Raw genomic sequence first — 22678 nt, 5'->3', positions numbered from 1 at the left:
TTAGAATAATTACATATAAGTAGTGAAACTAAATAAGTTAAACTTACGACTAATATAGTGAACGGGGGAGGGAATGAGATGAACTCCGTTTTTGATGAAATCTATAATAAGTATCATCATGACGTTTTTCAATTTTTATTTTATATGGTAAACCATAAAGAAACGGCCGAAGATTTAATGCAAGAGGTCTATATTCGTGTACTTAAATCTTATCATCGCTTTGAGGGGAAAAGCTCTGAGAAAACCTGGTTATTTAGTATTGCAAGAAATGTCGCAATTGACCACTTTCGCAAACAAAAAAATTGGAAAGACCGTATTATGGATAAATTCGACTGGTCGAAACAGCAAGTAAAAGCAGAAGGATTTCTGCCAGAAGAAATCACCTTGCAAGCAGAAGAAGTAAAAGGTGTTTATCATGCCTTACAATATTGTACAGTAGACCAACGAATGGTTATTGTGTTTCGGTATATTCAAGAATTATCTATTGCGGAAACAGCCAAAGCACTAGGATGGACAGAAAGCAAGGTGAAAACAACCCAGCACCGTGCCTTAAAAGCACTGCGCAACTTTTTAGAAGAGTATGATGGAAAGGAGGATTCTTATGCCGAAACAAAAGTGGAATGATGACAAAATAAAACTGGTGCTTAAACAGATGCCATATATAAAAGATGAGAGAAGTCCAGAATTTATCTATCGTACAATCCAAATGAAAAAGAAGAGCGAACGGAAATCGCGAAGAATAATGCCCGTACTGGCGACCGTATGTACGCTTATGCTCCTGTTCATTATTAGTCAAAGCTTCTTTGATAGTAATAGAGAGGACTCTTTTAAGCGTGAAAGCAAGATGGCTGATAATTCTGCTGAAATGAAAAATAAAAGCTATGATATAGCTGAAACCGCTGAAAGTGAAAATTATGACATGACAGATGAACAAGGAGAAAGGCTCACTACTTCACTCATCCCATCGGCTATTTACGAGGATGAGGTAGGAAAGCAAGAATTATTAACGTACCCAATACCAGATAAAAATGTCCAAGTCATTGTTCCTGTCAGCATTTTAGTGGAAAATCCAAATAAGCTGTCTAGATTTGATTTGTATGTGGAAAACGTGAAGAAAGTAATCGGCGTCAACAAACAGTTAAGCAGCTATTTCCCAATTAGTCCAGAGATGTTTGCATATGATTTAAAAGATGATTACATCGAAGTAAATGTGAAACAGGGAATTTCAAATTTTGGTTCTCATTCCGAAGACTTTTTTAATACAATGGTTCAGCAGCAACTACAAACCATTGGCGCCAAGAAAATGGAGTTTTATACAGACGGTAAACTAGGAGCAGTACTAGGAAATCGCGAAGAAACAAGTATTGAGTATAAACCGTTAGAGAATAGAGCATATTTTCTTTTAGAGAATGATGAACAAGATGATCAACCATTATATGTGCCTTGGGAAAAGCCATATGATACGATTGAAAATGCTTTTGATGCCATGGAAAATAATATAGACACACATGGTTTGTCAGCTTCCATCCCTGATACTATTGATATTGATAAGGTTTCAAAAGACGAGAGCAAGGGAGAATTAGTTGTTCATTTATCTAATGAAAGTAAAATGGAAGAAGATCAAAAAACATTACATGCAATTGAGTCCATTTTATTAACAGCAAAAGATTTTAAATATTCTACAGTAAAGTTTGAGAATACCAATGTTAAAGAAGTAGGTGGATTTGAGCTAACGAAAGAATTAGATGTTCCGGTTGCCGCCAATAAAGTTGATATTGAGCAATAATAAAAGAGAATTTTTTTGTATTAGTGAAGTTATATTAGAGATAATATTACAATAGTTCATTTTACGTGCTTTAGCACTTTATATAGAGAAAAAACATATTAAGATGGGTTGGGACATAAGTATTTCAACAAATATAACTCCGAACAATTATACGTATATCCTAAAAAATTCGTATAATTGTTCTGGGTTTTATTCATTTAAGAAAGAATGCTTTTTTTCATCACCTGCAGACTGAATATACTTCGCTTTCCATTGGGCGAGCTCCGATCCGCTTTGTCATTTCACTCTACAAAATTATAATAGTAAATGATTGAAATTTAAGATAACTGATATATAAATAGAGATGCATAATCTTTATTTAACTTATCAGCTATATCCCACAATAGACCGACAATAACTCCTGAAAAATGGATATTCCATATAAATGAGTCATGTCAGTATCGCTAATAATACTTAAATTAGTATTAACTACCCATCCCGCTACTCCTCCAGCGGTCACACTCACAACTGTTAAGCTTCCACTTCTCCTTTGTATATTCTTTTTCACACAGAACTCTCCTTTAAATAGCTTTGTTACTACTAGTATTAATTGACTATTTTTATGCCTAACTCCCTAAAAGACAATTTTTTCCTTTTTGTTAGTATAGTTAAGGACAATTCCTTATCATCTATTTTGTTTTAACATAAATTTACAAATTAGTTTCCAATAAGAATTACAGAAAGAAGGCATCTTTTTTTGATTAATTATGTATGAATATCCATAGTCATCTATACATAAAAAAGAAAATATCGAAAATCCAATATGCGGTCTGCTAATGGCTTTGTTCTTTTTTACGTTAATCTCCTCCTTAGACTTCATCGTAAAATTCCTTTTTTATGGAAGTTTTTTATTACCTTAGAATAAAATCAGAAAGAATGTAGACAATATATCGTGTCTCTTTTCCAATTAAAATCAGCTATTGGCACATACATAAAAAATAGATATGCATTTTTCTCTATGCATTCTATAGTTCTAACCATTAACATGTACTCATAAGTTGAAAGAGAAGATTGGATAGGGACAGATAGAAACTTGCCTGCAAGTAATTTTTCTATCTTTGCAGGCGGTTAAAACTTACATAGAATGCAGATAAGTGAATAGGATAGCGCGTTAAGTACTTTTTTAAAGAAACCTTCTCTTCTTGAAGAGTTCTTTATAAACCATTGATACAATACTTTACAACCAAAAGAGAATAGGTAGTATTCAACTGAAAACGGTCATAAATAGGCTGTTGAACACGGACAGAATAGGAGGATACCAAATGGGAGACTATATTAGGAGAATACTTATTGCTGCTATCATGCTTTTGTTCATTAGTTTATTGTTTTTAGGAGGGAAGCATTCTCAAGCACAGTCTTTCTCCTTAGCGGAACGAACAAAAACATGGACATGGCCAAGTGAAGGAATAATCACGGATACCTTTAATACTAGAAATGGTACACATAAAGGAATAGATATTGCAGGCGATTTGGGAGAGGACGTTTATGCAGTTGATGAAGGAATTGTAACCAGATCTTATTATTCCCAATCTTATGGAAATGTTGTTTTTGTTAAACATAAAAATGATCTTGAAACGGTCTATGCTCATTTGAATAAACGATTCGTAAAGGAAAAGCAATTGGTGAAAAAGGGTGAAGTAATTGGTGAAATGGGCAATACAGGACAGTCTTCTGGCGTTCATTTACATTTTGAAATACATAATAAAGAGTGGACTGTTGCAAAAGAAAATGCTATTAATCCAATTTTAGTTTTAGGAGATGTAGAGGTAGGGCAGACTGTGAAAATAGCTGTGGAGGAAGAGAGTGAGGCTGTCATAACAGAGCCATCCGAAAACCTTACCCACACACCACATTCGAACTTAGTTCACGAGGAAGAAAAGAAGTTAGAAGAAGAATACATAAGGAGAAGTATTAAGGAAATGGAAATTAATATAGAAGAGAATAACTCGGAACTATCAACAATACCCTATAAAAAAGCAAGTATTTATTTAAAAAGTAGTAAGTATCTTTTAGGAGAAACAAGCGAGGATTATACATAGAAGCTATATATGGAAAGATACAGAATTTCGCTTTTATGGAGGAAAAACCGCGAAAAGAGTTCACAAGATACTATTTTTTTAAGGAATAAATATAATAGTATTTTGTGAACTCTTTTTGAGTTTAAATGGCATATATTTGTGAATTTATGAACAAAATTTGAAATTATAAGCAAACTTCTTCACAAATATTTATTCCTTAGGGTATAATAACTTATGTAATAAAACAAATTAATATTGGTCTATCTTCGGGGCAGGGTGAAATTCCCGACCGACGGTGATGAGTTTGTACTCAAAGTCCGTGACCCTACTACGGTAGGTTGATTTGGTGAAATTCCAAAACCGACAGTAAAGTCTGGATGGGAGAAGATGGAGGTTCTGCAATCGTTCAAATTATCTGTTAAGAACGTTTATTGAGTTTGCGTACCTTTAATTACTCCCTCAAGTCTCTAGAGCTTGAGGGTTTTTATTTGGCGCATTCCTAAAAAATTGCTGAATCTTTCTTCTTAGGTAGATGGATCCTAATTAGAAGGAGAGAAAAAAATGAAGAAAAAAATGAATGTAAGAAAGTATGTTTTAATTGGGATGATGAGTAGTTTAGCCTATGTGCTAATGATGCTTAAATTTCCAATCCCACCATTTCCAAGTTATTTAAAAGTTGATTTTAGCGATATTCCAGCATTAGTTGCCGCACTTATTTTAGGACCAGGGGCTGGAATATTAGTTGAGTTGATTAAAAATATATTAGATTATTTAATAACCGGAAGTGATACTGGAATTCCTGTTGGTCATTTCGCGAATTTTATCGCTGGAATTTCTTTCATCTTACCGACTTATTTTATGTATAATGCGATTAAATCCAAAAAAGGAATGGCTATCGGCTTAGCCCTTAGTATTATCATAATGACGGGATTATTAAGTTTGTTTAATTACTTTATTATGCTGCCATTCTATAATACATTAATGAAAATACCGACTGATACAACTTTATTAAAACAAACGGTTCTTTCAGCTATTATTCCATTCAATTTGTTAAAAGGAGTAATTATTTCTATCATTTTTGCATTAGTATTCTCAAAAATGGGTGTATGGATTAATAAACAAATCCCTTCTAGGAATGTTTAATCAAAAAACAGTTCAGTGTCTATCTGAATTGTTCAGTTTGTCGACAAAAGGGGATCAGAATGTTTTCATTCTGATCCCCTTTTGTAATTTATGGTCTTTTTTTTGTTATTTTATTGTATTTTGATCTATTCTTTATGCTCTTCTTAAGCTGTTACCGGGCTCACCCAAGTCCAGTTGGCCATTTTCTTTTGCATCTGCGAAAACACGTTCAATCGTTTCTTTTCGCTTGGCATAAATTTTTTTGATAACTTGTTTATGTCGAAGGTGATCTGCTTCTTCCACATACTTTTCCCATGCATGTCTTTGAATGAGTTTTTGGTAACTAAGTGATTTGGTGGAACAAGTTGATCTAAAGCAATCATTTCTACTTTGACCTCTTTGAATAGAAGAATGTTTTGGAAAGCATGATTTCACCTCTAAAAAATATCTATATTTTAAACCAGAGCAGTTAAAATTCTAGACTAACTTGATGAAACCAGGTTGATTGGAGCGGAAGGGGGGAGACTCCTAGGGAAGATGCGAGAAAGTCCGAGACCCTGCAGGAGCGTATGCGACGAAGTGGCTCGGCGCTCGCCCCATGGAAAGCGAACCCCTGTAGCGGAAATCAACACCTTATTAAAAAAGGTCACAAAAAAGACCATAGGCAAAACCTCAAATTTCAAGGAGTTTGTCTACAGTCTGAAACAGTTTAAATAAAAAGAACAGAAAGGAATCATTATCCCTTTCTGTTCTGTGTATGATAAAGAGCGCTATTCGAATTTAAGAGGATCTCCATCAAAGGATTCGTCGCTCACTTTAATCGAATCTGTCGGACAACCTTCAAAAGCATCTAACATATCATCTAATAATACTTCAGGTACTTCCACTGTTCCTTGATTATCATCTAACATAACGAAAGCAATCCCTTCGTCATCGTAGTCATAAATATCAGGTGCCGCTGCTCCGCAAGCTCCACATGCAATACATGTGTCTTTATCAACAATTGTATATTTTGCCATGAGTAAAAAAACCTCCAGTGTTATTCATACGGAGTATATACATGACTAGCATACTCCTTACTATTATCTTATTGTAAGACTGAATCTTTAACTTTTCAATATAAAAGAAAGATAAAAAGTAGAAAGTAAGGACTACCTTCCTTAAAATAGTCAAAAACTCAAACGCTTTCCATTATATTTAAAGCCCTTTTTATTGAAAAATATGTGAAGGATATGTGATCAAAGTACACTAAAAAATAAAATTCATGGTAAAATATAAGAAATGTTACAAACAAATTTCAACAAAATTTGTCAAACTGAAGGAAGAGGAAAATATGTCCTTTATTAAAATAATCATTTTAAACTGTCTATATAAAATGAATGGAGAAAGAACTATTTACTCTATTCTTCATATATTAAATGGAAAAAAGTCATCACAAACCATCCAAGATATTCATATCTTTCAGCTGACCTCTTTATTTCAGGCATTCCCTTTATTAACAAGAGAGCAACTGGATCAAATAATTTATACCTTATATAAGGAAGAATGGCTAGAAAAAACTGGAGAAAATCATTATTTAGTTAAAAACGATAGAAAGCTAGAATTAGAAGTATTATTGAAGGATAATCCATTTCCAAAAGATTTAAAAGGCTGGAGATATCATTCATTAACTGGGCCATATTGGCAAAGACTTTCATTATTTGTACAAGTTACTTCTCACTTATCGAAAAAAAGTAATCATTATATGCCGATACAAAGAAACCCTGCAGCACAACTATGGTTGAAGAATACCTTACATACTATGTCGTCTATAGATAGAAGTGAAATGAATCGCTATCTCTATCAGGAAATAGTTGACTGTCTGGAAGAGAGTGAATTAGATCCGCTCATTCTTATTATCCGACTTACCGGAAGTGATAGAATAGGTCTAACTTCAGAGCAAGCAGCAATAGAATTGGAACTAGATCCATACTATTATCAGCTATCTTTCCTTGCTATTCTTCATTACATGATAGAGAAAATTCTATCTAATAAGGGGGAGTTTCCACTGTTAAGTCAAATGATTAAAGAAAGTAAGAAACCATTTACCCTGACAGAGTCAACGGCTAAAACATTTAATTTAATCCAAAAGGGGTTAAGTATCGAGCAAATTGTTCGTGTGAGAAATTTAAAACAAAGCACAATTGAAGATCATATTATTGAAATACTATTGAATGTGCCTAACTTTCCTATAGATAATTTAGTGAGCAGCGAGAATATATCAAAAATCAAAGCATGTATGGAAAAATCGCCTTCTAAATCTTTAAAGGTGATAAAGCAGCAGTTAGCAGATGTTTCTTACTTTGAGATACGTGCAGTGATGGCAGGATACGGTGATTTTTCATGAATTTAGAAGCAATCTTAAAAAACTACTATCAGTTAAGTGCCTTTCGAGGTGGGCAAAAAGAAACGATAGAATCCATTCTTAACAAGAGGCACACATTAGCGATGCTGCCAACGGGGACAGGAAAGTCTCTATGTTATCAATTAGCTGGCAGGCTTATGGAGGGAACAGTAATTATTATTTCTCCTCTCTTGTCACTAATGCAGGATCAAGTGGAGCAAATGAAAATGAAAGGGGAAAAAAGAGTCGTTGCTTTAAATTCCTTTTTGAACCCAGCAGAAAAGAATAAAGTATTACGGCAAATTCAGCAATATAAGTATATCTTTATATCCCCAGAAATGATTTCATTGCCACATATCATAGATCAGCTGCAAAAAATGAAAATTAGTCTATTCGTTATAGATGAAGCACATTGTATTTCCCAGTGGGGATACGATTTTCGACCGGATTATCAAAAATTAGGGGAGATTCGACAAAAAATAAATAATCCCTTAACATTAGCTCTAACAGCAACCGCAACAGAAGCGGTTCGTGAGGATATCATAAAGTCTTTACATTTAGAAATGGTTGAAGAAATCATTTATTCTGTCGATCGAGCAAATATTGCTATAAATCTAGAGGAAGTCTCACACGTTCAAGGAAAAATGGATAAGCTTTTAGAATATATTCAAAGGCTTGATGGACAAGGCATTGTGTATTTCTCTAGCAAAAAGCTAGCTGAACAAACAGTAGCGTTTTTGAAAGAAAAATCTTCCAAACGAATAATGGCATACCATGGCGGCATGACGCAAGAAGATCGTATTCTTGTTCAACAGCAATTCCTAGCAGGACAATTAGATGTTATATGTGCAACAAGTGCCTTTGGAATGGGAATAAATAAAGAGGATATTCGCTTTATTATTCACTATCACCTGCCCACACAATTAGAATCCTATCTTCAGGAAATAGGCAGAGCTGGTAGAGATGGCAAACCGAGTGTATCCATCATCTTGTATACTCCAGGAGATGAGTGGATTGCTTATCAGTTGATTGAATCGGAATTGGCGGACGAATTACAAATTAATAAATGGAAAGCACGCTTAAAAAATTTCCCTTCATTTGAAGCATGGCAGAAAAAAGAAGGCTATCAATTAGAAATGCTCTTTACCGAGACCCAATGGCGCGTGTTGGAGTCTTATATTGAACCGAATAATAAAACGGTCTCCGAGCTATTGCATTCTCTAGATTTATATAACAATTTTAGAGAAAATCGGGTAAATGAAAAAAGACGAAAAGTGCAAGATCTAATGGAATGGCTACATTCTATATCTTGCCGGAGAAGGTATATATTAGAGTATTTCGGAGAAAAGTACGAAAGCAAAGAAAATGAAAATTGCTGTGATAGATGCGGAATAGATTTATCTAATTTCTTTCATAAAAAAAGCATGGAGGATGACGAGGTACTAGTGGATTGGAAGAATCAGCTGGCATTTATTTTAAATATAGTAAAGTAGGATATATAAATGAATAAAGCAAAATATACGGCCATAATTAATCAATTGTCAGACCGAGACTTAATAAAAAATGTATATATAACACAGTTTCTTCTCCTTATCATCACTTTCATACTGTATATTTTTGTTTTTCAATCGAACCCTCCATTAACAACAGTATTTAAGTATGAACAGACAGATTTTATCATTGGTTTGATAGCAGGATTAGCAATAACAGGAATAGATATTTTCTTGATGATACGATTTTCTAAACATTACCACGATGATGGTGGTGTGAATAAGCGAGTCTTTGAAAATAGGAATCCTTTTCATATTGCATTCATCGCATTAATGGTAGCATTTTGCGAAGAAATACTATTTAGAGGAGTAATCCAAACGAATTTAGGGCTGCTGCTAAGCTGTCTCCTTTTTGCTATGATGCATTACCGCTATTTATTTAATCCTTTTTTATTTATGAATGTCATTTTGGTAAGTTTCGTTATCGGTGTCTTATTTGAAGTAACAGAAAATCTCTGGGTGACAGTGATTATGCATTTTCTTATTGATTTCTTACTCGGTTGTATTATTCGGTTCAAGTTATTTCAAACGAGTTAAGTACATCAAGGGGAATGTCATGGAATAACCGCTCCTTTTTGTTAGGGGATTTTGGGGAATTGTAAGGATGGGATGTTTATGAAGAAAGAGGATCCATATAGAGTTCAGGCACAATTACAAAAACAAAGATTAAAGAAAGTGACAAGTGAAGAAGAAGTACCAGTAACAGAGGAAAGACAAGACTCTTCCCTCCCATCAAGAAGTACTGTTCACAAGAATAAGAAGAAAAAATTAAAGATACCAATTATTAGCTTGTTAGCATTTTTATTTATTTTATTACCAGTAGCTGTATTATTAGTATTAAATGGGAAAGATATTTCCAATCTTTTATCAACCGAGAATACTTCAGGATTATTTGAAAATGTAAATATTCAAAAAGGGTACTCACCTAATAATAAAACAACACCTGACGATAGTGACAATAATCAAGATGAACTCGTAATTGTAAGTAATTCAACAGTGAAAAAAGAAGAAGAAATTCCTGAAGATAATTTGAAAGAAAAAGCTGAAGAAAAGGCTGAAGAAAAGGAAAAGGAAGCAGAGAAACAAAAAGAACAAAAAGAACAAAAAGAACAAAAGCAACATTCAGAGAAAAAGATAGATAAGGAGCAGAAGCAAAAAGAAAAAGAAAAGAATCCTAGTCAAACAAATCCTAATGAAAAAATTGTGTACCATACAGTAGCAAAGGGTGAAAATTTATATCGAATAGCTTTAAAATATTATCCAAATGGAGATGGTATGGGGAAAATTAAAGCAGCTAATAATATGACAACAGATCAGGTGCAATTAGGGCAAACGCTGAAAATTATCATTGAACCATAATAACTTATTCTAACTTGTCCTTCCTCCACATATAGTTAAGTAAAGATGTTGAAATTGTTGTTTATACATTACAACGCTATTGGTAAATCAGACTTAATGTGCTATATAAAGGAGGAAGTGACTTTGGAACGATCAATCTTCCCTGAAAGGTATGATTTGGATGGTACGACGAAAAAGGTTCTCATAAAAATCATTGAGAAAAAGAAAAAATATGATAAATTAAAAAATCGACATTTGCTTATTATGTGGTTTACTATCTTTGCCTCATTCTGTTATTTTATTTGGTTATATAAACACATAGCTATACCATATTCACATTCATTTGCAGTCATGTTTTCCGTATATGTAAAAGAGAGTGAAAATTTATATCTCTTATTTCTATTGATTGGTGCATTTGGGTATATGAATGTGTTGAGACAAAAAAGAGATAAAGCGGAAAAGGAATACCATGACTTACGCTGTGAATTTATTGACAAAAGCAAAGATTTATTCGGAAATAGTGAGACTTGGAACGTTCGGCATGAAATATATAATACAATCAAAGATTCATATGATATCAATTTATTCCATCAAGCAAAGTGACAATTAGTTAGGTGGAAGATTACATATCCTGTTACTTATTTAAATATCTGCTTTATATCTATAAGTAGTTAGGGTAAAAACAAAGCAGACTAAAATACACGTAGACTCGTATGGGAGCTTGCAACAAAGTCACCCGCAGAAACGCAGAGATGAGGAGAATTGGCTCTCAGCCCATGCAGAGAGAAGGGTATTCAGTCTGCGAGTGATTATCGGAAAAGCTGAAACAATCATACGTAATATGGTTAGCATTTCTATATTAAGGTTGCGATTTCTCTTTGGATGGAAAACTTGGAGCCCTGCACTGTATTTATATAAAGCGAATACTAAAATATCTTTCGTTGGGCACGATCTTCTTTGATAATTTCTACTGCTTCTCTAAATCGTTGCGAGTGGACGATTTCTCTTTCTCTTAGAAAACGAAGGCTATCATTTAAATCTGGGTCATCACTCATATTAATAATCCATTGATAAGTAGCTCTTGCCTTTTCTTCCGCTGCTATATCTTCATACAGATCTGCGATTGGATCTCCTTTAGCTTGTATGTATGTTGCCGTCCAAGGATTTCCAGCAGCATCATGGTAGAATAAGGCGTGGTCGTGATTGACATAATGGTCACCAAGTCCAGCAGCTTTTAGCTGATCTGGAGTGGCATCCTTTGTCAGTTTATAGATCATAGTCGCGATCATTTCTAAATGAGCAAATTCTTCTGTTCCTATATCTGTTAATAATCCAATAACCCGATCAGGTATGGAATACCGCTGATTTAAGTATCTTAATGCTGCTGCTAGTTCTCCGTCTGCTCCTCCATATTGCTCAATTAAAAATCTAGCAAGCATAGGATTACAAGTACTTACTTTAACGGGATACTGTAATTTTTTCTCGTATATCCACATATCTTTTCATTCTCCTTTATCGCAAAATTATTTAGAAACATATCTTCTTATACTTGCCAAGGCCAAGGAGCAGCATCCCAATCCCATGGAGAACCAGATGGGCTATTTCCAAATTGTAATAAGGGCCCAAAATTATTTTCATATATTTTTTTGAATTTTTCTCTTTCTTTTACATAATGGTTAAATTGATTTATGGCATCTTGATCATAATGATGAGTATCTAAATATAAAGTAAGTTCAACTAATACAAAGTCTACAGCTTGAAGCTGCTCTAATAATTGATAATATTCTGGTGGCAACTGCTTCATTGTCTTTTCACTCCCTTTTCGTTTTTTCATATGGACTGAAATATGGGTCATAGAATGCTTTCCATAATGTTCCTGCTTTTAATGCTTCCATTGGACTAAATTGGGGCAGATTTGGTGGCTGAAAACCTAAAAATAAATTAGGCGGTGTGGAAAAAACTTTTGTTTTTATGGGTGGGCAAGGATCAAATGGACTGATATAAGGCTGATATTCTCTGTAAAATGAAGACATAGATTTCCCTCCTTTTTTTAATTTACTTTACATCTTATGTTGAAAGATTTAGTTACATGCTTGCTTTTAATAAAGTAGCAAATTCGTTTTGGTTTAAGTATGAATAACTGAAGGGAAGGAAAAAGAGAAGCAGAAATTCTTGAGTAAATTACTTATCATTAGGAGCTATATAGATGGGGAGTGAATAGAGAAAAATTTTCTTAAAAATGGTATTAAGTGTAAGAGGTGTATTAAAATATAAACATCATCCTTTGTAAGATGGGGAAGTTAGGGGGACTTTATGATATATGTACTAGTTGGATTTGTTTTACTTGTTTCGGCAGGGATTGCTTTAATTTTACATATGAGAAAAATTGCAAATGAAAATCATGTTAAATATGAGATGTTTTATTTTCCAAATTTCCCTGCTTCCTTCCGTGAAATCACCCTTTTCTTTATTTCAGATATCCATAGAAGATCAATTGATGATTCCGTTATTAATGAGGCGGTGGATGTAGCTGAGATAGTCATTATAGGCGGAGATCTTTTAGAGAAGGGAGTTAAGTTAGAGAAGACACGCGAAAATTTGCGGAAGTTAAAAAAAATCGGTCCTGTTTATTTTGTCTGGGGAAATAATGACTACGAGATAGACCGAGATGTTTTGGAGACTTTATTACTAGATGAAGATATTATTTTATTGAATAATAAAGCAATAACTTTTCAATCTGCAGATGGGGAAAGCTGGTCCTTGCTCGGTATTGAAGATTATTCATTAGAATATGATGATTTAGAAAAAGCGTTAGAGCAAGTGGGGAATAGTGATTTTAAAATATTAGTCAGTCACAATCCGAAAATAGTGGAAAAGATGGAAGAGAAGGAACAGATTTCCTTAGTGTTAAGTGGTCATACCCATGGTGGCCAAATTCGAATTTTGGGATTTGGTCCATACGAATTAGGAGGAACGAAAGTGGTTGGAAATACTACTATATTTGTCAGTAATGGATATGGCACGACAAGTATTCCATTAAGGCTCGGCGCACATCCAGAAACTCATATTATCAAGATTCAACATAAACAAATGGACAATTAAATTTAAAGCATTATTACGATTTGACCAATATTTCTTTTTTGAATCGGTTGGCTCTTATATATATCATCCTCCACTTTGTAATATTACTCACCGATTCCTGCTTTCATTCATAAACTAAATTAAGAGTTTTTTCAAGGAGCAGGCAGGAGGCGTAGTCATGCGTTTGGAGAGATTGAATAGTAACAGAATTAAAATCCATCTGACCACAGATGATTTGTATGAACGTGGATTGACCAAGGAAGATATATGGAAAGACTCGATAAAGTGGCAGTATTTTTTTCATGAAATGTTAGAAGAAGCAAATGACATATTTGATATGGAGATACACGGATCGGTAGCTGTTGAGATATTTTCCATGAAAGCCCAAGGAATGGTAATGATCTTAACAATAACTGAAACTGAATTGGATAAGGAAGAATTATTATCAGAGGGCTTTTTAGAGATGCAAGTAACGGTAGAAGAAACAGTGGATATATTATATGAGTTTACAGATATAGAATATGTAATAGATGCGGTAAAACAGTTAGAGCAAAACAATTTTAAGGGTGGTTCTTTATATAATTTAAATGAAAGGTATTATTTATGCTTTGTCGATATTTCTTCATTTAAAGAAGAACAAATTATTGCTATTCTAAGTGAATTTGGAGAAGTGAGTTTAAAGAGTATATATATAATTGAAGAATATGGGAATGTCATCAAAAAAGATAATGCTATTGAAACATTAGTGCATTTTTTTTAACCAGCTATTTTTAAGATAGAACAATTCCAATTTTTGAAGTTAATCTCAGATAACGGGGATATAGGAACTTCGACGGAGTTTGGAATTATCTATCTTTTTTTGTGTGTTTAAAGGGGATTTTGTACATAAAAATTTCTAAGTTGATGATTGGTAAAACTTGTTGAAAGTGTTAAAATGAAATGGGGAAGATACATAATAGTATTTTACCACTAAATTTTTGTTTAGCCTCAGGGAAAAGCTGTATGGGAAAGTGTAGAAGAAAAGGAAATAATGATAATTAAATGAGGGTGAGGTAGGACAAAGAATCGTTTAATTGAATATACTGATACTAGCAATGAGGAAAAAACAGTTTATCACAGTAAAAAAAGAATATATTATGGAATGAAAGCCTTCTGAAGGAAGGGATTCGTTTAAATCTAAATAAGTAAATAAATGATCTTGCATAATGTAAGTAAAAGTGTATACTATGCTTTGAATTAGCAACTAATTTTGTATTTATGTTTTGCATTCTATTGAAGCTAAATAATTATTCTTATAAAGAAGAACTGCAGTGGATAACTACAAGTAGTTTTTTAGGAGGATTTATTAATGGTAGCCAACAAATCTAATGAGAAGAATCATGTAGAAGAGCAACACGATGTTTTGAAATCAACACAAACAGTAATTCATAAAGCTTTGAATAAACTTGGATATTCAGATGAAGTTTATGAATTATTAAAAGAGCCGATTCGAATGATGACAGTCAAAATACCAGTGCGAATGGATGATGGGACTGTAAAAATCTTCACAGGCTACCGCGCTCAACATAATGATGCCGTGGGACCAACAAAAGGGGGAATTCGTTTTCATCCTAATGTTACGGAAACAGAAGTGAAAGCACTCTCTATTTGGATGAGTTTAAAATGTGGAATCGTTGATCTTCCTTATGGTGGCGGAAAAGGAGGCATTATCTGTGATCCACGTGATATGTCTTTTCGTGAATTGGAAAGATTAAGCCGGGGCTATGTACGAGCAATCAGCCAAATTGTTGGACCAACTAAAGATATTCCAGCTCCAGATGTTTTTACAAATTCACAGATTATGGCATGGATGATGGACGAGTATAGCCGAATTGATGAATTTAACTCCCCTGGATTTATCACAGGCAAACCACTTGTATTAGGTGGTTCACAAGGAAGAGAAACTGCTACGGCTAAAGGTGTTACTATCTGTATACGCGAAGCAGCAAAAAGAAGAGGCATAGAGATAGAAGGAGCACGTGTCGTCGTCCAAGGTTTTGGGAATGCGGGCAGCTTTTTGGCTAAATTTATGCATGATGCTGGAGCGAAGGTCATTGGTATTTCGGATGCGTATGGTGCTTTACATGATCCAGAAGGATTAGATATTGACTACTTACTAGATAGACGAGATAGTTTTGGCACTGTTACAAACTTATTTAATAATACCATCTCAAATAAAGAACTATTGGAGTTGGAGTGCGATATTTTAGTGCCTGCTGCGATAGAAAATCAAATCACAGAACATAATGCAGATAATATTAAAGCAAGTATTGTGGTGGAAGCAGCGAACGGACCAACTACATTAGAAGCTACTCGCATTTTAACAGAAAGAGGAATTTTATTAGTTCCGGATGTTTTAGCTTCAGCTGGAGGAGTAACTGTTTCTTATTTTGAGTGGGTACAAAATAATCAAGGGTATTATTGGACAGAGGAAGAAGTGGAAGAAAGACTGGAAAAAGTAATGAGTAAGTCCTTTAAAAACATCTATGATACTGCCGAAATACGTCGAGTTGATATGAGGTTGGCAGCATATATGGTGGGGGTTAGAAAAATGGCGGAAGCATCTAGATTCCGCGGTTGGATATAAATTTGATTAAATCTATTGCTGATTTTACAAAAATCTCCTATCCTTATAGGTAGGGGATTTTTTATATTGGACCTTTTTAGAGGTACGCCTTTTCTGTTATGAATCATCTATTAGCTAAAATAAATGCATAATAGAAAAGAAAGGATTTTGTTAGAAGAGGCTAACCTTTTTGTAAAATGTTAGGAGTGACTATGTTGAAACGAGAAGAAGCAATTATCATTGGTGCTGGTCCCTGTGGTTTAGCAGCAGGGATCGCCTTAAAGGCAATAAATATAAATCCGTTAATCATTGAAAAAGGGAATGTTGTAAATGCCATACATGGTTATCCAACTCATCAAACCTTTTTCAGTACAAGTGAAAAACTGGAGATTGGGGATGTCGCCTTTTTAACAGAACAATATAAGCCCAATCGGAATCAAGCATTAGTTTATTATCGCGAAGTGGTAAAAAGAAAAGATCTTCGTATCCATGCGTATGAAGAAGTATTAGACGTCAATAGAACAGAGGGACAGGAGTTTCTTGTAAAAACAAAAAAAGAGGAGTATATCGCTCCTTACGTTATTGTTGCTACTGGTTATTACGATAATCCCAATTATATGAACGTTCCAGGCGAAGACATGGATAAAGTAATGCATTATTTTAAAGAGGCACACCCTTATTTCAATCATGATGTAGCGGTAATTGGCGGGAAAAATTCAAGTGTGGATGCTGCGATTGAGCTAGTCAAAGCTGGTGCAAGGGTAACCGTTTTGTATAGAGGGAACGAATATTCCACTAGTATCAAACCGTGGATTTTACCTGAATTCGAGTCTTTAGTCCGCAAAGGAATAATTAAAATGGAATTTCAGGCAAATGTTGTCGAAATAAAAGAGGGATCTCTTCTGTATGAAGTAAATGGAAATCTTCATGAAATAAAAAATGACTTTGTTTTTGCAATGACCGGATATCATCCTGATCATGCATTTTTGAAAAAAATGGGGATAGAAATTGAGAAAGAAACAGGAAGACCTGTATTTGATTCGGAAACCATGGAAACAAATGTGGAAGGAATATTTATTGCTGGGGTAATTGCTGCTGGAAATAATGCGAATGAAATCTTTATTGAAAATGGTAGATTTCATGGTGTGCAGATCGCAAAAGCCATACAAGAAAAAAATAAATGAGACCGTGCAACTCTTATATAAGGGAAAAGGGGAAATAAAATGTTGGCGATTTTTTCAGCCGGAATTGCACCAGGTTTAGCATTATTAAGCTATTTTTATTTAAAAGACCAATACGGTTCCGAGCCAATATCACTTGTCATGCGGTCTTTTATTACAGGGGCACTTCTTGTGTTTCCCATAATGTTTATCCAATATGTTTTTCAAGCAGAGCATGTCATTCCAGAGGGAATTTGGAGTTCCTTGCTTACTACGAGCTTACTGGAAGAATTTTTTAAATGGTTTATTGTTTTTTATACAGCGGTGAAGCATGCCGATTTCGATGAGCCTTATGACGGGATAGTCTATGGGGTTGCCGTGTCCTTAGGATTTGCTACTATGGAAAATATTTTGTATTTAGTGGCAAATGGACTGGAGTATGCAATCGGGAGAGCCTTGCTTCCTGTATCCAGTCATGCCCTTTTTGGGGTTATTATGGGTTATTATTTTGGAAAAGGTAAATTTATTGTGCCTAGAGGGAAATGGCTTGTCTATTCCTTGCTTGTTCCTTTTCTGCTTCACGCTATATACGATTATATTGTATCTCTAGAGAAAAATTGGCTGATCTTCATCACTCCTTTTATGTTTTATTTATGGTGGTTAGGCCTTAGAAAGGTGAAAAGTGCTAGAGAATTAAGCAGCGGACATATTCGAAGAATGACAGGGACATAATAGGAATAAGGTAAAGGGAATATTTACCACAATGAAAGGGGAATGGTTAAAATCCTCTTTGGAATAAGTATTTGAAGTATCTAGTATGTAAAAAAGTAGAGTGAAGTCATTCACTCTACTTTTTTTTTGTATAAAAATCCAATTGCTACAAAAAATACAGTTAATGTTAATAGTAATTAGTTATGGGGGTAATAAGCATGAATAAAAAGTTTTTACTCACAAAAATATCAATCATCCTTTTTGTTATGTCAGGACTACTAGTATTTCCTTATGCTGAACAAAAAGTACATGCTTTTTCCAATCAGGTTATTCAGCATGGAGCGGTAGGAGATGATGTTATTGAATTGCAATCAAGACTTCAATATGTAGGATATTATAATGGGAAGATTGATGGGGTATTTGGTTGGCAAACCTATTGGGCGTTAAGAAATTTTCAATATGAATATGGTTTGCCGATAGATGGATTAGCCGGTACGAAAACGAAGAATAAGTTAGCAAGTGCAACGAAATACAATGAGCAATTTGTCAAGGAACAGATAAATCGCGGGAAAAAGTTCTCCCATTATGGAGGAGTAGATTTAGAAAAGCAAAAAATGCCTTCTTCGAACAAAAACACTGCAAAAAAGCAAAACGAAACAGTACAAAAGAAAACAAATAATAACAGTCAAACAGCTAAACAAAATAATGCATCTAGCAACAACGATACAACTAATAAAAGTAGTAATCAAGGTACTACTAACAACAATAATGCGCCAAAGAATACTGCTAATACAAATGGCGGAGAAAATACAACTGGAAAAAAACCTACTGCAGCAAATGTTCCAAATGGTTTTTCGCAAAATGATATTCAAATAATGGCGAATGCTGTATATGGTGAAGCAAGAGGGGAGCCATATGTAGGACAAGTGGCTGTTGCAGCAGTAATTTTAAACAGAGTTAATAGTGCATCATTTCCCAATACTGTATCAGGGGTAATCTTTGAGCCGCGTGCATTTACAGCAGTTGCTGACGGACAGATATGGTTAACGCCTAATGAACAAGCAAAAGAGGCAGTTTTAGATGCAATAAATGGGTGGGATCCTACAGGACATGCGTTATATTACTTTAATCCAGATACAGCAACAAGTGGATGGATCTGGGGTCGACCACAAATTAAACAAATAGGTAAGCATATATTCTGTAAATAGTGGGGTGAGACAATGTTAAGAGGAATATTAATAGGAGTATTAACACTCGGAGTCGCAGGGGTGGCCTTTTGGGGCTATCAGGAACATAAAGAGAAAAATGCTGTATTATTAAACGCAGAGAATAACTACCAGAGAGCTTTTCATGATTTAACCTATCAAGTAGATTTGCTTCATGATCAAATTGGGACAACTTTAGCAATGAATTCACAACAATCTCTGTCTCCTGCATTGGCAGAAGTATGGCGAATTACTTCGGAAGCCCATTCCGATGTAGGTCAACTACCATTGACATTACTACCATTTAATAAAACAGAAGAGTTTCTAGCGAAAATCGGTGATTTTAGTTATCGGACAGCGGTAAGAGATTTAAATAAAGAACCTTTATCGGAAGAGGAATCAAAAACATTAACAAAGCTGTATAAAGATGCAGCAGACATTCAAGATGAATTACGAAACGTGCAGCACTTAGTACTGGAAAAAAATCTTCGCTGGATGGATGTTGAGATGGCATTAGCTACCGATAAACAATTAGATAATACCATTATTGACGGTTTAAAAACGGTTGAAGATAAAGTAGAAGGTTATCAGGAAACGAGCTTTGGTGTGACAAATGTAAACATGGAAAAGAAAGATGAAAACTTTAAAAATTTAAAAGGGAAGATAATTACAGAAAAAGAAGCAAAGGAAATCGCAAAAGAATTTGCAGATTTTAAAAATCCTGTTGATGTAAAAGTCACAGAAAGTGGCAAAGGATCAAACTACGGTTTTTATAGTGTTTCTCTTAAAGAAAAGGGAACAAATGTAGAAGCTAGTATGGATATCACGAAAAAAGGAGGATATCCAATATGGTCAATTGTCTCACGAGAAGTCAAGAAAGATAAAATAAGTCTAAATGAAGCAAGTAATCAAGCAGTTAAATTTTTAAAAGAACATAAATTTAAAAATCTAGCGTTATTCGAAAGTATGCAGTATGAGAATATTGGTGTGTTTAATTTTGTCACCGAAATAGATGGGGTGAAAATTTACCCAGATAGTGTCAAAATGAAAGTTGCCTTGGATAATGGAAATATCATTGGTTTTGCAGCAGAGGATTATTTAATAGCAAATAAAGAAAGAGAAATAAAAGATCCGGTTATTTCCAAACAAGATGCACGCAAGAAAATTAATAAACAAGTAAAAATAATGGATGATGGATTGGCAATCATCTTAAATGACTTGAATAAAGAAGTATTATGTTATGAATTTATCGGGACATTAGGTGAGGACACTTATCGAATTTATATAAATGCCGATAATGGAGTGGAAGAGAAGGTAGAGAAGTTAAAAAATGCTGAACCTGTATATGAAGAAGTTGTGTAATTAGAAAGTCGCTGTCAACAAACTTTTATAAAAGGATGTTGACAGCTTTTTTAATTATTAGTAAATAAAAGCGGAATGATTGAAGTGATAAGGGAAGGGACGGTATTGCCAAATATAAAACGTTCATGTAATAATGATACATAAAAGTAGGTATTTTGATATAATTTACCAAATTGATTATTAGGACTTTAAGTCTAGGAAGGTAATTTTCTAAACGATTTATATATGGAAAAATTAGGTTGTCTAGCATTAAGATATTTATATAATTAAGAAGGAAAGTGTGAGATAAAGTGATTTCAATTGGAGATACGTTAGTAATTGAACCGATTCATGGCGAAACAAAAGTAGAACAGTATAAAAGTCGTATTTTAGGAGTCGAGGAGAAATCAATCAGTATTGAATATCCAATTCACCTTGAAACAAATAAGCTTGTTTTTCTCATGAATGGAGCACAGTTAAGGATTAACTTTGTAACAAACGAAGGTATCGCTTATTTATTTCATTCAGAAGTTATCGGTAGGAAAAAAGAGAATAATGTTCCACTGTTAATCCTTTCGCTTCCTTCTGATGATCAAATGATTAAGATTCAGCGACGACAATTTGTAAGAATTGAAACAAGTGTTGATATGGCTATCCATCCTTTCAAGAAAGAGAATACTGTCGAACCATTTACAACTGTTTCGTTGGATTTTAGTGCAGGCGGGGCTGCAGTAATAGTTCCTAAACATATAAATCTGCAGCAAAATAGTAAAATTAAAGTTTCGGTAGTCTTACCTTTACAAAATGGTGAGTATAATTATTTACATTTATCTGCGGAAATAAAAAAAATCTTCGAATACAACGAACAGAACTATAAAATGGCTATTGAATTTTTGGACGTCGATCCAGTTGATCGTCAGTCGATGCTGAGATTCAGCTTTGACCGTCAACTTTCGCTAAAAAAGAAAGGGCTTGAAATTTGAATAAAGGCATGCATTTACTCCGATACTATTCCTATAATCTAAATTTTAAATGACTCTAGCTTTTGTGTATAAGAAAAGTAGGAAAAGGAGTTGCATGGAGTGAAAACGGTTGAAAGAATTTTAATAAAGATTATTGGTCTTCAAATTGCCTTTTTTATTATAGGCCAAATGCTTCATACTTGGGACTTTATACCGGAAATAAGAACAATCACTCAATATGAGGGTGTAATGGATTCTAATTTTGTCTCCTTTCTTGAGACCTTTGGAAGATAAGGATGATTTTTCTTAAACTTCCTATCCAAAGAGATAGATAAAAGAAAAGGATTTAATGATAAAAAGTCGAAAGAATATGTTAAAATAAAAGAAAGTGAAGCCATAAAAGCAAAACTTGCTCTCCCTATTATAATAATGTTCTCTTTTATGAATAGGACTAGCTAAGGTTTCCGATTCCTTTTAGAGGAGAAATAGAATAGGAGAATTTTTAATAAGTTAATTGGTATTTTTGAGCCAGTAGTTCAGGAGGATTTATGGAAAAGAAAATTAGCATTGCAATTGATGGACCTGCAGCAGCAGGGAAAAGTACTGTTGCAAAGATTGTTGCGGAACAATTAGGATACATTTATATTGACACAGGTGCTATGTATAGAGCATTAACCTTTAAAGCAATTAATCATCATTTAAATTTAGAAGATGAAAAAAGTTTAATAAATATGTTAAATGAAACAGTTATTGAGCTTTTCCCAGGGGAACATGGACAGCTAATCTTTTTAGATAACCATGATGTCACAAAGGAAATTCGTTCAAGTGAAGTAACAAACTCTGTTTCCATTGTTTCTAAACATAAGCTTGTGAGGGAAGAAATGGTAAGAAGACAACAAATGTTTGCTGTAAACGGTGGGGTGGTAATGGATGGTAGAGATATTGGAACCCATGTTATTCCAACCGCTGAAGTAAAGGTCTTCCTTTTAGCTTCTGTTGATGAAAGAGCAATTAGAAGACATAAAGAGAATGTGTCAAAAGGATACCAATCAGATTTAGAACAATTAAAACAAGAAATTGCTGCAAGAGATAAATTAGACTCAGAACGTGAAATTGCACCATTGAAGAAAGCGGACGATGCAATTGAGTTGGATACTACTTCCTTATCCATAAATGAGGTAGTCGAAAAAATCATGGGGTTAACTAGAGAAAAAATAAGCAATTAATGAAAACGAAAGCAAAAAATCACTTAATCTTTCAAACTAGTCTAGTGTTTCTTACTTGACAAAAAAAGAAGTTTGTAAGAACTTTAAAGAGAAGGTTTCTTATAAATCGTAAGGATGATTAATTTATTTTCGGTTGCCTGAACATTTTTCT

24 protein-coding genes, 1 pseudogene and 1 riboswitch are annotated in these 22678 nt (G+C 34.0%); of the genes and pseudogenes, 19 read left to right on the top strand and 6 right to left on the bottom strand.

Annotated elements, in window-relative coordinates; translation table 11 throughout:
• The first annotated feature begins 78 nt into the window (after positions 1–78).
• Complete coding sequence (gene sigX / locus NSS71_RS09645; RefSeq protein WP_047940333.1) at positions 79–624, top strand: RNA polymerase sigma factor SigX; 546 nt, start codon at positions 79–81, stop codon at positions 622–624.
• Positions 602–1786, top strand: coding sequence for a GerMN domain-containing protein (locus NSS71_RS09640; RefSeq protein WP_047940334.1), 1185 nt, complete (start codon positions 602–604; stop codon positions 1784–1786). The genes sigX and NSS71_RS09640 overlap by 23 nt, the downstream gene beginning before the upstream one ends.
• A gap of 370 nt (positions 1787–2156) precedes the next feature.
• On the opposite strand, the gene NSS71_RS09635 is transcribed toward NSS71_RS09640, so the two are convergent.
• Positions 2157–2333 carry a hypothetical protein gene (locus tag NSS71_RS09635; RefSeq protein ID WP_235844472.1) on the bottom strand — a complete coding sequence of 59 codons (177 nt, stop codon included), beginning with the start codon at positions 2331–2333 and terminating at the stop codon, positions 2157–2159.
• 754 nt (positions 2334–3087) lie between these two features.
• Here NSS71_RS09635 and NSS71_RS09630 point away from each other — a divergent pair.
• The gene (locus NSS71_RS09630; RefSeq protein ID WP_341151607.1) at positions 3088–3864 is read left to right on the top strand and encodes a M23 family metallopeptidase; all 777 of its coding nucleotides are present in this window, start codon (positions 3088–3090) and stop codon (positions 3862–3864) included.
• Positions 3865–4101: 237 nt separating this feature from the next.
• A riboswitch (FMN riboswitch) is annotated at positions 4102–4236 on the top strand.
• 168 nt (positions 4237–4404) lie between these two features.
• The gene (locus NSS71_RS09625) at positions 4405–4986 is read left to right on the top strand and encodes an ECF transporter S component (RefSeq protein WP_047940335.1); all 582 of its coding nucleotides are present in this window, start codon (positions 4405–4407) and stop codon (positions 4984–4986) included.
• Positions 4987–5169: 183 nt separating this feature from the next.
• On the opposite strand, the pseudogene NSS71_RS09620 reads toward NSS71_RS09625, so the two are convergent.
• A pseudogene (locus NSS71_RS09620) lies at positions 5170–5340 on the bottom strand (transposase); the annotation flags it as partial.
• Between the two features lie 395 nt (positions 5341–5735).
• A complete protein-coding gene (locus tag NSS71_RS09615; protein WP_047940337.1) occupies positions 5736–5984 on the bottom strand; it encodes a ferredoxin in 249 nt (82 codons plus the stop codon).
• Between the two features lie 314 nt (positions 5985–6298).
• Here NSS71_RS09615 and NSS71_RS09610 point away from each other — a divergent pair, with 314 nt between their 5' ends.
• The 5 genes from NSS71_RS09610 (at position 6299) to NSS71_RS09590 (ending at position 10839) form a co-directional block, all read left to right on the top strand.
• Positions 6299–7351, top strand: a complete 1053-nt coding sequence (locus NSS71_RS09610; RefSeq protein WP_061798295.1) for a helix-turn-helix domain-containing protein — start codon at positions 6299–6301, stop codon at positions 7349–7351.
• On the top strand, positions 7348–8841 hold the full coding sequence (locus tag NSS71_RS09605; protein WP_047940339.1) for a RecQ family ATP-dependent DNA helicase: 1494 nt from the start codon (positions 7348–7350) through the stop codon (positions 8839–8841). The genes NSS71_RS09610 and NSS71_RS09605 overlap by 4 nt, the downstream gene beginning before the upstream one ends.
• A gap of 9 nt (positions 8842–8850) precedes the next feature.
• Positions 8851–9435, top strand: coding sequence for a CPBP family intramembrane glutamic endopeptidase (locus NSS71_RS09600; protein ID WP_047940340.1), 585 nt, complete (start codon positions 8851–8853; stop codon positions 9433–9435).
• 78 nt (positions 9436–9513) lie between these two features.
• A complete protein-coding gene (locus NSS71_RS09595) occupies positions 9514–10257 on the top strand; it encodes a LysM peptidoglycan-binding domain-containing protein (protein WP_341151606.1) in 744 nt (247 codons plus the stop codon).
• 123 nt (positions 10258–10380) lie between these two features.
• On the top strand, positions 10381–10839 hold the full coding sequence (locus NSS71_RS09590) for a DUF2663 family protein (protein ID WP_047940341.1): 459 nt from the start codon (positions 10381–10383) through the stop codon (positions 10837–10839).
• 323 nt (positions 10840–11162) lie between these two features.
• Here the strand turns inward: NSS71_RS09590 and NSS71_RS09585 are convergent, their stop codons facing one another.
• Genes NSS71_RS09585 through NSS71_RS09575 form a run of 3 tightly spaced genes read right to left on the bottom strand, consistent with a single transcriptional unit; the run spans position 11163 to position 12269 of the window.
• The gene (locus NSS71_RS09585; RefSeq protein ID WP_047940342.1) at positions 11163–11732 is read right to left on the bottom strand and encodes a manganese catalase family protein; all 570 of its coding nucleotides are present in this window, start codon (positions 11730–11732) and stop codon (positions 11163–11165) included.
• 47 nt (positions 11733–11779) lie between these two features.
• Positions 11780–12040: a spore coat protein CotJB gene (locus NSS71_RS09580; protein WP_047940343.1), complete on the bottom strand. Its 261-nt coding sequence runs from the start codon at positions 12038–12040 to the stop codon at positions 11780–11782.
• Positions 12041–12047: 7 nt separating this feature from the next.
• A complete protein-coding gene (locus NSS71_RS09575) occupies positions 12048–12269 on the bottom strand; it encodes a spore coat associated protein CotJA (protein ID WP_047940344.1) in 222 nt (73 codons plus the stop codon).
• 280 nt (positions 12270–12549) lie between these two features.
• On the opposite strand from NSS71_RS09575, the gene NSS71_RS09570 reads away from it, so the two are divergent.
• From NSS71_RS09570 to cmk, 10 genes are all read left to right on the top strand, one after another.
• Positions 12550–13338, top strand: coding sequence for a metallophosphoesterase (locus NSS71_RS09570; RefSeq protein ID WP_341151605.1), 789 nt, complete (start codon positions 12550–12552; stop codon positions 13336–13338).
• Between the two features lie 157 nt (positions 13339–13495).
• Positions 13496–14077 (top strand): adaptor protein MecA, encoded by a 582-nt coding sequence (locus NSS71_RS09565; RefSeq protein WP_341151604.1) that lies wholly within the window; start codon positions 13496–13498, stop codon positions 14075–14077.
• A gap of 588 nt (positions 14078–14665) precedes the next feature.
• Positions 14666–15943 (top strand): Glu/Leu/Phe/Val family dehydrogenase, encoded by a 1278-nt coding sequence (locus NSS71_RS09560; protein ID WP_047940347.1) that lies wholly within the window; start codon positions 14666–14668, stop codon positions 15941–15943.
• A 194-nt stretch (positions 15944–16137) separates the two neighbouring features.
• Positions 16138–17106 carry a YpdA family putative bacillithiol disulfide reductase gene (locus NSS71_RS09555; RefSeq protein WP_047940348.1) on the top strand — a complete coding sequence of 323 codons (969 nt, stop codon included), beginning with the start codon at positions 16138–16140 and terminating at the stop codon, positions 17104–17106.
• A gap of 39 nt (positions 17107–17145) precedes the next feature.
• Complete coding sequence (gene prsW, locus NSS71_RS09550) at positions 17146–17814, top strand: glutamic-type intramembrane protease PrsW (protein ID WP_047940349.1); 669 nt, start codon at positions 17146–17148, stop codon at positions 17812–17814.
• 197 nt (positions 17815–18011) lie between these two features.
• Entirely contained in the window at positions 18012–19001 is a 990-nt protein-coding gene (sleB, locus tag NSS71_RS09545; RefSeq protein ID WP_061796524.1) for a spore cortex-lytic enzyme, read from the top strand.
• A gap of 12 nt (positions 19002–19013) precedes the next feature.
• Complete coding sequence (gene ypeB, locus NSS71_RS09540) at positions 19014–20360, top strand: germination protein YpeB (RefSeq protein ID WP_047940350.1); 1347 nt, start codon at positions 19014–19016, stop codon at positions 20358–20360.
• A 290-nt stretch (positions 20361–20650) separates the two neighbouring features.
• Positions 20651–21322, top strand: coding sequence for a flagellar brake protein (locus NSS71_RS09535; protein WP_047940351.1), 672 nt, complete (start codon positions 20651–20653; stop codon positions 21320–21322).
• 99 nt (positions 21323–21421) lie between these two features.
• Positions 21422–21595, top strand: a complete 174-nt coding sequence (locus NSS71_RS09530) for a DUF5359 family protein (protein ID WP_047940352.1) — start codon at positions 21422–21424, stop codon at positions 21593–21595.
• Positions 21596–21849: 254 nt separating this feature from the next.
• Positions 21850–22527: a (d)CMP kinase gene (cmk, locus tag NSS71_RS09525; protein WP_095259104.1), complete on the top strand. Its 678-nt coding sequence runs from the start codon at positions 21850–21852 to the stop codon at positions 22525–22527.
• Positions 22528–22678 lie beyond the last annotated feature (151 nt).

The sequence above is a fragment of the Niallia sp. FSL W8-0951 genome, assembly GCF_038006525.1.
GTDB classification, from domain to species: Bacteria; Bacillota; Bacilli; order Bacillales; family Cytobacillaceae; genus Niallia; species Niallia circulans.
This window is presented reverse-complemented; position numbering and strand designations above follow the sequence as displayed.